The sequence below is a fragment of the Spirosoma spitsbergense DSM 19989 genome, assembly GCF_000374085.1.
Taxonomy (GTDB): Bacteria; Bacteroidota; Bacteroidia; order Cytophagales; family Spirosomataceae; genus Spirosoma; species Spirosoma spitsbergense.
The window spans coordinates 33,878-49,085 of record NZ_KB893558.1 but is presented as its reverse complement, the minus strand read 5'-3'; the positions used below and the strand labels follow the sequence as shown (position 1 = coordinate 49,085).

The window sequence follows — 15,208 nt, the reverse complement described above, 5'->3', positions numbered from 1 at the left end:
TTTGAGTAAAACGTTACCCTTTCATTAATCTTATCTGAACTGCTGACCAATGGTGAAGTGGAACTGACCCGATGCTTTGTCTTTCACGCCCGGAATTACATCGAAACCATACCCGTAGTCAATACCAATCAGGCCAAAGGCTGGCATGAATATACGTGCCCCTATGCCTATGGATCGCTTCAAGTCGAATGGATTATACTGCTTATAGGTAGCCCAGTTATTACCAGCTTCCATAAAGGCAAGGGCAAAGATGGTAGCAGACGGGTTCAGCGAGACTGGATACCGAAGTTCCGCAACGAATTTGTTGTACACCACCCCTCCCTGACTGCGGGCCTGCTGGCCTACAGCCTGATTGTAATCAGCGGTGTAAACGCTCCGGTCATCATACCCACGCAGACCGATAATATCCTGCGCCAGCGCAAACTGTCCCTGCCCCGCCAGACCTGATCCACCCAGGATGAAACGTTCGAATGGACCAATAGCCGTGCGGTTGTTATAGCTGCCCAGGAAACCCAGGTGAGCACGCGTATTCAGTACCAGCTTGCCAAACACTGTCTGGAACCAGCTGGCATCGAACATCCATTTGTGATACTCTACAAACTTGTACTTATCCTCCGGCTTGGTCGACTCTGTAGTGGTACGAAAGGCCGAATAAGGGGGCGTGAACGAACCACTCAGCGTAAAGGAAGAGCCATTACGCGGGAACTGTGGATTATCGATACTGTTTCTCGACAGCGTCGTATTGAAGGTGATGTTATTGGAGATACCATCCTTATATCCAATATAAAATAAGTCGAGGTTATTTAGGTCGTACCGCTGGTACGAAATGGAATTACTCAGCGAGAAATAATCGTCGGGCACTTTCAACTGCCGTCCCAGTCCAATCGTAAGGGCGGTATTTGTATAGGAGCCCGTTGGCTTACGACCCTTCAAACTCTGGTAAATACTGGCCGGATTAAGGGGGTCGTAGAAGGTTTGGTAAACCGTGTGGCTGGCACTAACTGAGAGCGCGTTGGGCTTACGACCACCCAGCCAGGGTTCGGTAAACGACAGCGAATATACCTGGTACTGGCTACCATTTGCCTGAAAACGTAGCTGCACCCGCTGCCCATCGCCAGCCGGAAGCGGACGCCATGCATTGAAGTTTGGAATATTGCGGGCCGAGAAGTTATTGAACGTCAGGCCAAGCGTACCCACAAACCCTACGTAGCCACCCCAGCCGCCCGACAGTTCAATCTGGTCAGATGGTTTTTCTTCGACGGTGTATTCGATATCTACCGTTCCGTCACTTTGCGGAATCGGGTTGATGCCGATTTTTTCCGGATCAAAATACCCTAAGGTAGACAGTTCACGCTGCGTCCGGATGAGGGCTGTTTTTGAGAATTTCTGACCGGGCAGCGTCCGGATAGTACGCATGACTACGTGGTCGCTGGTTTTGGTGTTCCCATTCAGAATGACCTTGTTGATGGTAGCCTGTTTACCTTCAAAGACCCGAATTTCGAGGTCGATGGAGTCGCCTTCTATGGATTTCTCGATGGGCTGTGCGTTGTAGTACAGATAACCAAGGTCCATATACTGTGAACTCAGGTCCTGGCCCGGATTGCCGTTCATCCGCTTGTCGAGGTCTTCCGGATTATAGACGTCGCCTTTCGTAACACCCAGTACCGACCGAAGTTGCTCATCGGTATACAGGTAGTTGCCCGAGAAATCAATAGTACGGTAGTAGTACTGGTGACCCTCGTTCAACTTCATGTCGATGTTAATGGTGTTTGAACCATTATGGATAATGGTATCATCCTCAATAACGGCATCCCGGTAACCCAGTTTGTTGTAGTATTCCAGTAACTTCTTTTTGTCTTCTTCGTACTTTTTCGGAACAAACTTCGAGGGGGTAAACAGGCGGCCAAAACGCATCTCTTTGGTGCTTTTCATTTTCATCCGCACCGTTTGCTCATCCAGGCTCTTCAGTCCCTCAATATTGATGTTGGCAATTTTCACCTTCTGCCCTTTATCCACCAGTACGCGCATGGTAGCATTGTTGCGCGTGCTGTCAGGAATGGTCGTGATTTTAACCTTCGTATTGAGGTATCCCTTATCGATGAAGTATTTACGAACGGCCAACTGCGTATTTTTGGTAATCGTATTGCTAACGATTTTACCCAGATTGAGCTTTATTTTCTCCTTCAGGTTATCCTGTTCACCTTTTTTGATACCCATGAAACTAACCCGGTAAAGCCGGGGCCGTTCCCGCGCCCGGTATAGGAGCGAAACCTTACCGTCGCCGGTTGGGGTAGCAAACATCTCTACATCGTCCAGCAGGCCGGAATCCATCAATTTACGCACCGACGATCCGGTCACCTCACCCGGAAGCCGTATTTTGTCACCTACTTTCAGGCCGGTGAGTGAAACCAACGAATTTGGATCAAGGTATTTGGTACCTATTATGGTCAGGCCAGTAATTTCGTATTCCTTCGGATTGGTGTAATCGAGAAGATTATTACTTTCCGTTGTGGTGGTATTATCCTGCCCGACGCCAACGCCAACGCGTACCTGCGCCTGAGCCGATGACAGGCCAGTCAGTAAGAGGATAACGCCAAGTAAGACTTTTATACGGTGTTCCAAGTTTTTAATGCGTATTAAGTAGTTTGTTATACGGATTCAGTTCAGGCATGAAGGGTTGGAATCCGTTTATAGTTTACCGTTTATAGTTGCGCAGGAATGCCCCCGCGACAGTGGTTTCGTTTAAACCATAAACCGTATTTTCATTTCACTAATTGTTCACTGATTTTGCCAAACCGGCGTTCGCGCTGCTGGTAACTTAAGAGAGCCTCGTGCAAGTGGGCTTTGCGAAAATCGGGCCACAATACATCGGGCATATATAGTTCACAGTAAGCCAGTTGCCACAGCATGAAGTTACTGATTCGCATTTCACCACTGGTTCTGATCATGAGTTCAGGGTCGGGAATACCGCCCGTTGTCAGATGCTGGCTAAACATGGTTTCATCAATCTGATCGGGGGTAAGTTTACCATCCCGGACGTCGGCTGCCAGCTTCCGGGCCGCTTCCAGAATTTCCCAGCGTCCGCTGTAGCTCAAGGCCAGAATAAGGGTCAGTCCATTATTCTGACTCGTTTCGCGAATGGCCTCTGCCAGTTCCCGCCGACAGTCGGCAGGCAGACTTTCGGTGTGACCAATCGTTTCCAGCCTGACATTATTTTTCATCAATGTTTTGATTTCTCCCCGAATGGTATGAACCAGCAGCGTCATGAGTGCATCTACTTCCAGCTTTGGTCGATTCCAGTTTTCGGTCGAGAAAGCGTAGAGTGTCAGGTACTTGACACCTATTTCAGCGCATCCCTCCGTTACTTCGCGAACGGCTTTGATGGCGTTGTGGTGGCCAAACACCCGGGCTGCCCCCTGACGCTTGGCCCAGCGTCCGTTTCCATCCATGATAACGGCTATGTGCTGAGGCAGATTGCTCGGGTCTATATGTTCCTTCATCCCAATTGGGGCGTTTTAACAAAACTTAACAAGGTTGCGAAGATACGGAATTTTGGTGAGTCTTACCGGATTTTACTGCGCCTTATGGGTTTCCGGGTTGAAACAGAGCAGATTTGAAAAAGCAGTCATGTTATCGGCAGGATGTCATTCGGATAACCTGAATAGCCTCTTTCCATTGGTCAACGTGTATCTTTGCCCGGAGAAAACATAAACAGAGTCGGTACGTTTTTCTGATACAGGTTTGTTTTTTTATCCATTACTGATCGATGCGTAATACATTTTTGCCTTTACTGAGCCGACTTTCGGTCGTTATGTTGCTGCTCGTTTTTTGGGGGTGCCAGAAACGGGATGATGCTGTTGCTACCCCCCAAACCATTACCGACCGGATTCTGGAAGATAGTCAGTTTGGGTTGCTTCGGGTGGCTATCGCGCAGGCGGGTGTCAGCGACGTACTTAAAGATGGCAATCTAACCTTTTTTGCCCCAACTGATTCTGCCTTTCAGGCTGCGGGCCTCGGTACAATTGCCGCTATACGCTCGGTCCCTCCGGACCAGATGCGAACGCTGGTGTTGTACCATTTGCTCACCGGCAGCGTAATGGCATCAGAAATTCCGGCCGGAATGAACTCCGTCGAAACGCTGAACAAGGGTATCTTGTACGTCAATAAAGCGACCGATGGGACAATTTATGTGAACAATGCCAGGTTAACACAGGCCGACATCAAGACAGCCAACGGCTACATCCACATCGTTAACCGGGTGCTGATGCCTTCTATTGGAAACGTATTGGTAAACATTCAGAATAACCCTAATTTGACGTTTCTGACGGCGGCCATCAAGCGGATAGGTACCAGCAACCCCACCTTACTGGCTACGCTGGAAAACGCATCGTCGGCCAATAAAGTAACGATTTTTGCGCCGAATGATGCGGCTTTCAAAGCCGACAAGGACTACAATACCCTGAGTGCCATTGCGTCGGCCAATGTACAGACGCTAACGAATATTCTGTTATATCATGTGATAGCAGGTGCCCGGTTTTCTACTCAGATTAAAACGGAGAGCATCGATACATTCTACACCGGTAATAAATTGATTACCATTGTAGCCCCCACGCAACTGATGGTAAAGGGAGCAAAGAACTTAACAGCAGCCACGATAAAGCAGGCCGATATTCCCGCCACAAACGGCGTAATTCATATCATTGACCAGGTGTTGCAACCGTAGAAAAGAAGCTCAAATTGATCACGTACGAAGAATTTTTTTTCCGGCCTACCAACGGTTTGCCACAGAAGCGGGTCTATAAACGTAGTTACTATAGAGGCTCTTTTAGTTTGATGCACAGATTTCATCTATTCATTTTCGGTATACTGCTGCTTGGTGGAATAGCATCCTGCAACACACAGAATGTGGACCCGACTGGCAGCGCAGCAACGCTCCAGACTAATCTGGCCACCATAAATACCTATGCGGTTAGTCAGGGACTGTCGGGAACTTCGACTGCTTCCGGCCTGTATTATGTGTCGGCCAAGCCTGGTTCCTCTACCGTTACGCCCGCCTTTGGGAAAGAACTGGAGTTTACCTATACCCTCTCCGTACTAACCAGCAGCACGAGTAACGTGGGAGTGGTAACCACCAAAGTGGTTGACTCTGCGTATGCCAAAACCCCTACCTTCGTTTCCTTTTTCGATGGCGTACTGAAAGCCGGTCTGCAGCAGGGATTGTTGCTCATGCACGAGGGCGAATCGGCTATTCTGCTTGTGCCGTCCAAACTGGCTTTTGGTGAGGTAGGCTCTGTTGCTGATTCGATTCCAGCCAATGCGCCGGTGCGGTTTGACGTTACGTTGAATCGGGCGCGAACCGAAGACCAGCAGATGAGCGAATACATAACGGCTACTAAATTGACCTTTAGCGAAACGACATCATCCGGATTGCGGTTCGTCAGGACACTAACCAACGCAACAGGCGATTCGGTAAAAACAGCTGTCAGTGCGGGAAAAACGGTAACCATACGGTATGTGGGCAAACAGTTACACGCCAAAACTGCCATTGGTTTCGACAGTACCGGTACGGGCCTGAATCAGTATAATGTGTCGGGCTTCAATGAGGGGTTAAACAAACTGCGGGTTGGGGAAAAGGCTACGCTGCTGTTTCCTTCATCTATTGGCTATGGCAAAGATGGCCTCATTGAAAACCAACTTTATAAAGTGGCCCCCTATGCTCCTCTGCGTTACGACGTTGAGGTGGTTTCGGTTAAATAAAATCAGTCATTACCAATCAATTCATTGTTTCATTTTCATGCATAAACTTCCCGTTGTTCTAGTTGGCCTGCTGCTTATCGGCGGCCTGATTTCCTGCAAGACACCCGATGTCGGCCCCAGCGATGATGCCATTTTCGAAAGCAATAAAGCCGACATTGCGAGTTATGCCACCACCAAAGGCCTGTCGGGCACCTTTACAACGTCCGGTGTGTACTACGCACTTACTAGGCCCGGCTCATCAACGGTATCACCCACAGAAGGGCTGGAGGCCGAATACAGCTATACCCTGTACGCACTTATATCAGGTGGCGCGACAATAACAGAAAAGTTTGTTGACTCCACCTACGCTACTAAATCCAATTATCTGGTCATTGCCCCCAGCCAGCCAGCCACCCCCACTGTTCAGGGTCTAACCATAGGCCTGCAGCAAATGCACGTTGGTGAGCAGGGCGTTATTATGCTGCCATCCTACTACGGTCTTGGCCGGGATGGATCGACTAACGGGCTTGTTCCACCCAACGCTCCCCTTCGGCTCAATACTACCTTGAAGCAGGTACGTACTGAAGACCAGCAGATTGACCAGTACCTGACGGCCAACAAGCTAACCCCAACGGAGGTAACACCGACCGGCCTGCGTTATATCAAAACGCTCGATAACCCAACCGGTGTTTCGCCGACACCCACGCAACGGCTCACCATAAAATATAATGGCAGATTGCTGCGCTCAGCGTCAGCATTTGACAGCACCGGTACGGGAACGTACGCCGGTCTGGTAAGTGGTTTTGTGCCGGGCTTTGCCGAGGGGCTGGCAAAACTGAAAACGGGGGAGAAAGCAACCATTGTTTTCCCATCCAAAATAGGCTATGGCACTACCGGCACCGGCCCTATTCCGCCTTACGCACCCCTGCGGTTCGATATTGAGCTGATTTCAGCGCAATAATTCGACCTAATTTTTAGCCAGAGAGCGGCCTGCGAAATTCGCAGGCCGCTCTTTTTATTTGGTGCAGACTAAAGAGAATACATCCTGGTAAGTACTACCGACAGTATCCTGACTGGCAAATGAAAAGGTGTTTGATCGCTGACTTTCCTGATCAAACGGCCCTATGCCTAAGCGTTAATCTTACCGTATTTTGCCCTATTTTTGTGGATTAAAAAAAGTTAAAATCTATGAGAAATCAATACAAACTACATTCTTTCGCCCTGAGCGTAGGCCTGTGGATGCTGACATTAACGGCTGTTCTAGCCCAGGGTGTTCGGGGAAAAGTAACCGATGCAACGACAAATGCCCCAATTCCGGGGGTAACCATCGTGGCGGTCAACTCTAATCTTGGCACCACAACCGATGCCGACGGTACCTATATACTCAAACTAAATCCGGGTACGTATACGCTGCGAATTAGCTTCGTTGGCTACGAGACGAAAAGTGTACCTGTAACTATTTCGAGTGGTGAAGTAACCGCTAACGTATCCCTGCGCGAAACGACCGCCAGCCTGAGCGAAGTAGTGGTAACGGGTTCGAGAGGAGCCGGACGGGTAAAAACCGAGAGTCCCGTGCCGGTGGATGTCATTAATATCCAGCAACTAACGACGCAGGCACCACAAAACAACCTGAACCAAATCATGAATTTTGTGGCTCCTTCCTTCACCTCCAACACCACTACGGTAGCCGATGGTACCGACCACATCGACCCGGCCCAGTTGCGGGGCCTGGGTCCCGACCAGGTGCTCGTGCTGGTAAACGGCAAACGTCGTCATCCTTCATCGCTGGTCAACGTGAACGGTTCGCCGGGCCGGGGTTCTGTTGGTACCGACCTGAACGCCATCCCGGCCTTTGCCGTGGAGCGGATTGAAGTACTGCGCGATGGCGCATCGGCCCAATACGGTTCCGATGCCATTGCCGGGGTTATCAACGTAAAAATGAAAGAAGCGACCGGAAAACTGGCCCTGTCAGTATACGGCGGTGCTAATTTCTCGCAGGGGTCAAATAACTTTAAAGGCGGCAACGACGGCGGCAACGTTCAGGTCGATGCCAACTACGGCGTTCGGATTGGTAAAGCTGGCTTTGTCAACGTTACCGGTTCGGCCCAGATGCGTAACGCGACCAGCCGCGCTTTGCCCGCCACGGGTAGTATCTTCAATGCCTATAATGCTGTTGAGTACAGCACGCAGCAATCCGGTGGTAATTTAAACACACTGCCTACCAGCATTGATGCCATTAAAAGGGGAGCTTTGACTGTACCCTATTTCGATGCCGCTACCCAGGCTAACATTGCCAATGCAACGACTATTGCTGGCTTACGGACCGTTTTGGGGGCCGACGTAACAGAGAATGAGTTGACCCGTCGTGGCCTCGTTCGGAGTGATTTCAACATGCGCGTCGGTCAGTCGAGTTTGCAGAGCATTCAGTTCTTCGTTAACTCGGCCATCCCCATCAACCAGAACCACGAGTTTTATGCGTTTGGTGGTTACGGCAACCGGAAGGGTAATGCAGCGGGTTTCTACCGCCGACCCAACCAGAGCCGTACTTACACGCCTATTTTCATCAATGGTTTCCTGCCCGAGATTCATTCGGAAATCATCGACGCATCGGTAGCTGCTGGTTTTCGCGGAAAGCTGGGTTCGTTCAAGTATGACCTGAGCAATACCTTCGGCTCCAACACCTTCAACTACGGTGTAGAAAACACGGTGAATACTACCCTGCTGGCTAACTCACCCACCGTGTTCAACGCGGGTGGGCTGAACTTCAAACAGAACACTGTCAACCTCGACCTGAGCCGGAAGTACGATACGTTTGCCGGACTGAATCTGGCATTCGGAGCGGAGGCTCGTTTTGAGAGCTACCGTATCAAAGCAGGTGACCAGAATTCCTGGGCGCAGTATGACGTGAACGGCAACGTTATCACGACATCGACCCAATCGCCACCAACGGATTTCTTCGGTGCCGCCCGTCCGGGTGGAGCGCAGGTATTTCCCGGCTTCCGACCCACTAATGAGACGGAAACGAAGAATGCCAACCGCAACAGTGTAGCCCTGTACGGTGATGTTGAACTGGACGTAACCAACCGGTGGCTGGTAGAAGGCGCCGTGCGATTTGAGAACTACTCCGATTTCGGTAGTACGACCAATTTCAAGTTCGCCACCCGCTACAAGCTGACGAACAACATCAACATCCGGGGTGCAGCCTCAACTGGGTTCCGGGCACCGTCGCTGGCGCAGATTTATTTCAACTCGACCTCTACCCAGTTTGTGGGTGGTGTTCCGTTTGAAGTAGGAACGTTCAGCAATGCCTCGCAACCCGCCAAGTTGCTGGGTATTCCGCAGTTGAAGCAGGAGAATTCGCGGAGTATCAGTGCTGGTTTTACCGCTACGGTACCCAATGCGGGGCTGACCATTACGGCTGATGGCTACTTCATCGGTATCAATGACCGCGTGACATTGACGGATCAGTTCTCGCGGCCGAGCGGTACGCAAACCGGGGCGAGCCTTACCCTACAGCAGTTGTTCGATCAGGCCGGTGCTACGGCAGCAACCTTCTTCGCCAACGCCATCGACACGCAGACCAAGGGAGTTGACATTGTCATCTCGCACCGATTACGGCTGGGGAACAATATGTCGCTGCGAACGGATTTAGCCGGTACCATTTCGCAGACCAAGCAGGTAGGCGGCATTAAATCTTCCCAGATCTTAGCCGACAATGGTCAGGTGAACCGCTACTTCTCGGAAGCGTCGCGGGTGTATTTGCAGGAAGCGGTACCCCGCGTGAAGTTCACGATGGGCCACTCACTGACCGCCAACAAATTCGATTTCTTCCTGCGGAACGTGTACTTCGGCAAGGTGACTGACCCCAACACGGTTGACGTGAACGGTGATGGCCTGGTAGGAGCCATTGTGGTAAACGGTCAGGCAGTAGAAAACGAGCACCCAATCTGGGGCGCCAAAGTAATCACCGATTTCTCGGTAGGTTATGCCATTACTCCGATTGTGAAAGTAGTAGTAGGTGCAAATAATATCTTCGATATTTACCCCGACAAAAACCTCGGACCTGTATCGGCGAAGCGTCCAAATGGCGTTGATGCGAGTGGTAACGTTACCTACGCGGCAACACCCACGACCATCGACCTGTCGAACGCAAACCAGTTTGTATATTCGCGTAACACATCGCAGTTCGGTATGAATGGCCGGTTCCTGTTTGCCCGTCTAAACTTCACGTTCTAATGAGTACAGGAATTGGCTGGTGGCTTTCTGGCCTGGTTTTCAGCGTAGTAAAAAGTATACTGTTTATCAATTGCCAGTTTGCCCGCTAATTCAACAGACGAGTTCAAGTAAAAAAAATAGAGACGGGTTATCCCGTCTCTATTTTTTTTACAGCACGATAGTATGTGCTTACCCCTTTTGCACACGAATGGATTATGATCATTTCGGCGCCATTCGAATGGCACCGTCCAGCCGGATAACCTCGCCGTTCAGCATAGGATTTTCGATGATGCTTTTGACCAATAGCGCATACTCGCCGGGTCGACCCAGGCGCGACGGAAACGGCACCTGCTGACCCAGCGACAGCCGGGCTTCTTCGGGTAGCGCAGCCAGCAAAGGCGTTTCGAACAGGCCGGGGGCAATGGTCATGACCCGGATGCCGGAGCGGGCCAGATCGCGGGCGATGGGGAGCGTCATGCCCACAATTCCCCCTTTGGAAGCGGCATAAGCGGCCTGCCCTATCTGTCCATCATAGGCCGCTACGGAAGCAGTGTTGATAATAATACCCCGTTCTCCGGCAAAGGGCTCAGAAGCGGGTTCATTATGTTCCATTGCCAGCGCGGCCAGCCGAATCACGTTGAACGTGCCAATCAGGTTGATGGACACCACCTTCTGGAAAACAGCCAGCGAGTGCGCTCCGTACACACCATCTACTTTACCTACAGTCTTGCGGGCTTCGGCCACACCGGCACAGTTGACATTGATGTGCAGGGCGCCAAACGTTCCGATAGCCATATTGACGGCAGCCTGTACGCTGGCTTCGTCGGTCACGTTCGTTTTGGCAAACCGGACTTTACTGCCCAGTTCTTCGGCCAGCGCATTTCCCCGTTCGTCGTTCAGGTCCAGTATCACCACGTTGGCCCCCTGCGATACGAGTAGCCGGACGGTGGCTTCCCCCAAACCGGAAGCTCCTCCGGTAACAAGGGCGGTTGACGTGTTGATATTCATACGGTTGGAGTTTTGGGTTTATGGTGAGAGAAGCGAGGAATATCGATGTGGTTTTATAGTTGGCGTGTTAGCGGATAAGACTGCGTTGCATAAACGCTAAACTGCAACTCATCACTTCACCAGTCGTTTCGTCTGTGCCTGAATCTGTTGCTGTAATGTCGGCACACTAATATCCTGAACAGCTTTGTTGTCGTCGATGGCCAGACAGGCAGCCTGTGCCGCCGATTGGGCCAGCACCATAAATACGGGTTCCATCCGAATCGATCCATAGGCAATATGACTGGCCGATAAACACACCGGCACCAGCAAATTCTGGATACTTCCTTTCTTAGGGATAATGGCCCGGTAGCTGACCGGGTACGGCGGGAAGCCGCCCACCTGCACATCGCCCTCATTCCGAACCATCGGTACGCCGTTGGCATCGGGTACGACCAGCCGCTGGCAGTTATGTGAATCCATCGTGTAGGCGGCCATACCAATGGGGTCTGGCACTACGGTTTTGCCTTCGCAATTGGCCTGGGTCATTACGTATTCGCCCACCAACCGACGGGCTTCACGGATGTAAAGCTGGGGCGTGAAATTGTCGGTATCGGTGTATTCATCCTTGGGGTAACCCCACTGCAGCATTTCGTCGCGCAGGTGTTTGGGCATGCGCGGGTCGTGGCCAATGAAATAGAACAGGCCTTTGGTGTACACCTCGTGGTCGCGGATAATGGCGGCCCGTTGTGCGTAGGTACCATTTGGGTAGTCGTAATTGGCCCCGATCATATCGGTGGACAAGCCCCCGCAGTTGTTGATGTCGGTTTTGCGGTTGGGCATCATGATAAAGTGCATCAGATTCCAGGTCAGTTCCTTCGGCACATTTTTCGCGATCTGACGCAGCAGCAATTCGTACTTCGTGGAGTCGTAGCCATCGGGCCGGGTAATGGGAATTCGATTGGCGGGATCGTCAGTGAAGCAAAGGCGGTAATTGTAGGCCTGCACCGTTTTATCGCCCATGCCGTTGGGGGCCAGCTTTGTGGTGTCGATACCCCAGAGTAACCCGCTTTCGGGCTTACCCGGCACCACATACGGGTCAACACCGTCCGGAAACTGGTGCTTATCCCGAAACTGAACGCCATTGAGGGTTTCGTTGTACTGGCTATTGGCTTCGCGACCAACCGTAAACTCAACCCCGGCCTGCGCCATCAAATCGCCCTCGTAGGAGCAGTCGATGAACTGGTTGGCCCGTATAATTCGGTTGGAAGTTGTGCTACCCGATGAAGCAGGCTCAACGGTGATTTCCTGAATCCGGTTATTCTGGGTTTTAGTACTCACCAGCCGGTAGTTGTACCAGACTGGCACGCTGGCTTCTTTAATGTATTGATTGAACACCGCTTCGGCAACGTGGGGCTCGAATGTCCACTGCTCCGGCTTACCGTAATGGCGGCCAATCCGCCGGTAAAAATCCCGTGACAGTCCCGTAATGGCCTGTTTATTCCCAATATCGGTAGCGCCCAATCCCCCCGACGACATACCGCCGAGGTGACGACCCGGTTCGACCAGCACCACTGATTTCCCCGCCATCTTCGCCGAATAAGCCGCAATAACCCCCGCTGAAGTACCGCCATACACACACACATCGACCGTAACGGGTTGACCAGAGACGATGGAAGAACGTACGAAACACAACAGTAGGGCAACAAAAAACCGGTTCATAGGAAAACTGGGTTAACTCATAAAATAGCCATCAATTCTTTCCAGTGCCGGATATCATACGTTGGTTTATCATCCACGATCGTACCCAGGGGGTTATAAAAAACGGTGTCCAGATGCACGCTTTTGGCTCCCAGAATATCGGCTTCGTAATTATCGCCAATCATCAGGCTTTCGGCGGCTGTGGTGCCGCTGATCTGCATGGCGTACTCAAACACCAGCGGGTCTGGCTTTTTGGCGCTGGCAGTTTCACTGGTGATAACGTTCGTAAAATAATGACTGATGCCCGCACTATCCATCTTGGTTGCCTGAATCTCGGCAAAACCATTGGTAATGATATGTAACGTGTAGCGCCCCTGTACATAATTGAGGAGTTCCAGTGCCGAATCCAGGAGGTGCGACTTACAGGGCAGTAACTTCAGGTATTCAGCGTTGAGGTCGGCTCCGATGACCGATGCGTCGATACCCAGTGCCTGAAACACCATTGGGAAACGATGTTGCCGGATGTAGCTGTGCTCAATCAGGTTTTTGTCGTAATCTCCCCACAATTTCTTGTTGATCGAGATAAAATGTCGGCTGAATTCGTCGGCTGAGGCAACACCGGCATCGGCCAGCCCGAACGCATCGTATAATTCAGCAATGCACTCGGCCGAGTTACGGTCGAAATCCCACAACGTGTGGTCAAGGTCGAAAAAGAGGTGTTTGTACATAGAAATGGGTATCCGGTTTAAAGTATTTGGTTTTGCCAGACACCGTAAACCGAATGCCATAAGTGTTAATAATCCAGCTTCAGCCGCTCAACAGGCTGGTCATTAACCAGATGGCTATCAACAATTTCGTTGATATCTTCCAGTTGAACGTTGCCGTAGTAGGTGCCTTCCGGGTAAACAACAACGGTAGGTCCGAAGGCGCAGGCATCGAGGCAACCCGTTTTCTGGGCCCGCATTTCTTTTAACAGACCACGCTCGGCAAGGGCCGCTTTAAACGCGTCAACCAGTTCATTGCCGTGGGCTTCGCCACATGATTTTTTGGGAGCGGCTTTCTGATTGGTACAGACAAAAACGTGCTTTTTGTATTTCATGACAATTGATTATTGTTCAAAGGTACGAATGAACCCGATGTCATTGGCATGGCCCATACGCCTGAAATACGATTCCCGGTGTGTACGAATTGAAAAAAAGAAAACAAAACCGATTGACATTATCTTGTAGATACATAGATTATTACGAGTTTTTCGATTAATCGAGTAAGCTCCCTGGCCTTCTATCCCTGGCGTATCGTGTACAAACAACTCCCTGTTATCAATAGCCGTACGTTGCCTTCCCCGGAATCAGCCGGTGGCGAAAAAGCCATTGATAAGGCTACTTTTTCTGCCCTTTATGACCGATACGCGCCTATTCTACTGGGGGTTATCACGAACATCATATCCGACAAGGCAGCATCGGTTGTCGTGCTGGAAGACGCTTTCCTGGCCATTCATGCGCAGTTGGACCAGTTTCAGCCCGGGAAGCAACCATTATTTACGTGGCTGCTACACATTACCCGGCATACCGCTATCGATGCGCTCAATAAACGCCGACAGCTGCTGCCGGACAACCTGACACTCTCCGAAACAGGGCGAATCGTCCGGCCATCCGAACATAGTGTTCCCGCTGATGCCCCACAGACGGCATTGCTCGACTCTGTTCTGTTCAAAAACTGTACGCCCGAAGAAGCGGCTCTTTCGCTGAATATTCCTGTCGAACAGGCACAGCAGCAACTGCGACTGGCCGTACAGAACCTGCGCCAAAGGACTGACGCTTAACGTCCGTTCTGAACCACTACCTGCAAAGTACCCCACGCCTTATTCAGTACGATATTGATTTGTTGCCAGTCGGCTTCAGTCCCCCCTCCATCTTGCCGGCCTGCTTCGTCGCAAAGGCGCATGGCATCGGCCCGCAATGGTCCGTAGGCAGCAAAGCCCCCTGCGGGTTGATTGTACAGAGCTGCCGATGTCTGGACCAGCGCATTCGCCAGGTCGTTGTACGAATACCGGTCCCGCTGCCGGTGAACAATCCACCACTCCAGTTCCAGTTCGGCCACCCTGGGCACATTGAACTGTTCGACGGTGAGGGCCTGAATGGATTCATAATAGGCGACCAGGTCGGGTAGCGTCTCCTGATAATCGGCGCGGGATTTTCCCTGTTTGAACATAAAGGCCGCTTTGGTTGCCTGAAACGCCAGGACAAACGACCGCCAGAAAGGAGCATGAAACTGTTGCCGCAACCCACCCGCCAGTTGCCAGAACAACAACACGGGTCTTTTGTCGTAATAGGACTGCCACATGGCCGTTTCCAGCCGGGCTACCTCCGCCGGATCGAAGTGACGGATGCTGTTTTTGCGGGGTACGTACAAATCGGTTAGAACCCAGCCTATCAACGCCAGCAAAACGCTCCACCAAAGCCAGCGAACTTGTTTGGGTATGGCCGAAGGAGCAGACATTTGTTTATAGGTTTCCATACTGTTTGACTATGATGCTGAACCGGTACGCCGGGGTATCAGGCTACCGGTCAAA

At 51.2% G+C, this 15,208-nt stretch carries 12 protein-coding genes; 5 read left to right on the top strand and 7 right to left on the bottom strand.

Features of this window, described 5'->3' with window-relative positions; all coding sequences use genetic code 11:
• Positions 1 to 30: 30 nt before the first annotated feature.
• Positions 31 to 2,622, bottom strand: a complete 2,592-nt coding sequence (bamA, locus tag B157_RS0119860; protein WP_020605058.1) for an outer membrane protein assembly factor BamA — start codon at positions 2,620 to 2,622, stop codon at positions 31 to 33.
• A gap of 140 nt (positions 2,623 to 2,762) precedes the next feature.
• Positions 2,763 to 3,500, bottom strand: coding sequence for an undecaprenyl pyrophosphate synthase (locus tag B157_RS0119855; RefSeq protein ID WP_020605057.1), 738 nt, complete (start codon positions 3,498 to 3,500; stop codon positions 2,763 to 2,765).
• Between the two features lie 266 nt (positions 3,501 to 3,766).
• On the opposite strand from B157_RS0119855, the gene B157_RS0119850 reads away from it, so the two are divergent.
• The 4 genes from B157_RS0119850 to B157_RS0119835 all read left to right on the top strand — a co-directional run bounded on the left by B157_RS0119850 (position 3,767) and on the right by B157_RS0119835 (position 9,972).
• Positions 3,767 to 4,723 (top strand): fasciclin domain-containing protein, encoded by a 957-nt coding sequence (locus tag B157_RS0119850; RefSeq protein ID WP_020605056.1) that lies wholly within the window; start codon positions 3,767 to 3,769, stop codon positions 4,721 to 4,723.
• Positions 4,724 to 4,833: 110 nt separating this feature from the next.
• The gene (locus tag B157_RS0119845; protein ID WP_020605055.1) at positions 4,834 to 5,757 is read left to right on the top strand and encodes an FKBP-type peptidyl-prolyl cis-trans isomerase; all 924 of its coding nucleotides are present in this window, start codon (positions 4,834 to 4,836) and stop codon (positions 5,755 to 5,757) included.
• A 37-nt stretch (positions 5,758 to 5,794) separates the two neighbouring features.
• On the top strand, positions 5,795 to 6,697 hold the full coding sequence (locus B157_RS0119840) for an FKBP-type peptidyl-prolyl cis-trans isomerase (protein ID WP_020605054.1): 903 nt from the start codon (positions 5,795 to 5,797) through the stop codon (positions 6,695 to 6,697).
• Positions 6,698 to 6,924: 227 nt separating this feature from the next.
• Entirely contained in the window at positions 6,925 to 9,972 is a 3,048-nt protein-coding gene (locus B157_RS0119835; RefSeq protein ID WP_026308820.1) for a TonB-dependent receptor, read from the top strand.
• A 198-nt stretch (positions 9,973 to 10,170) separates the two neighbouring features.
• Here B157_RS0119835 and B157_RS0119830 read toward each other — a convergent pair whose 3' ends face one another.
• The 4 genes from B157_RS0119830 to B157_RS0119815 form a co-directional block, all read right to left on the bottom strand.
• Positions 10,171 to 10,959 carry a 3-hydroxyacyl-CoA dehydrogenase gene (locus B157_RS0119830; protein ID WP_020605052.1) on the bottom strand — a complete coding sequence of 263 codons (789 nt, stop codon included), beginning with the start codon at positions 10,957 to 10,959 and terminating at the stop codon, positions 10,171 to 10,173.
• A 111-nt stretch (positions 10,960 to 11,070) separates the two neighbouring features.
• A complete protein-coding gene (locus tag B157_RS0119825; RefSeq protein WP_020605051.1) occupies positions 11,071 to 12,657 on the bottom strand; it encodes an FAD-dependent oxidoreductase in 1,587 nt (528 codons plus the stop codon).
• 17 nt (positions 12,658 to 12,674) lie between these two features.
• Positions 12,675 to 13,364 carry a YjjG family noncanonical pyrimidine nucleotidase gene (locus B157_RS0119820; protein ID WP_020605050.1) on the bottom strand — a complete coding sequence of 230 codons (690 nt, stop codon included), beginning with the start codon at positions 13,362 to 13,364 and terminating at the stop codon, positions 12,675 to 12,677.
• A gap of 65 nt (positions 13,365 to 13,429) precedes the next feature.
• A complete protein-coding gene (locus B157_RS0119815) occupies positions 13,430 to 13,735 on the bottom strand; it encodes a (2Fe-2S) ferredoxin domain-containing protein (protein WP_018618996.1) in 306 nt (101 codons plus the stop codon).
• Positions 13,736 to 13,933: 198 nt separating this feature from the next.
• On the opposite strand from B157_RS0119815, the gene B157_RS0119810 reads away from it, so the two are divergent.
• Positions 13,934 to 14,458, top strand: a complete 525-nt coding sequence (locus B157_RS0119810; RefSeq protein WP_020605049.1) for an RNA polymerase sigma factor — start codon at positions 13,934 to 13,936, stop codon at positions 14,456 to 14,458.
• Here the strand turns inward: B157_RS0119810 and B157_RS0119805 are convergent.
• Positions 14,455 to 15,153 (bottom strand): hypothetical protein, encoded by a 699-nt coding sequence (locus B157_RS0119805; RefSeq protein WP_020605048.1) that lies wholly within the window; start codon positions 15,151 to 15,153, stop codon positions 14,455 to 14,457. The genes B157_RS0119810 and B157_RS0119805 overlap by 4 nt on opposite strands.
• Between the last annotated feature and the right edge of the window lie 55 nt (positions 15,154 to 15,208).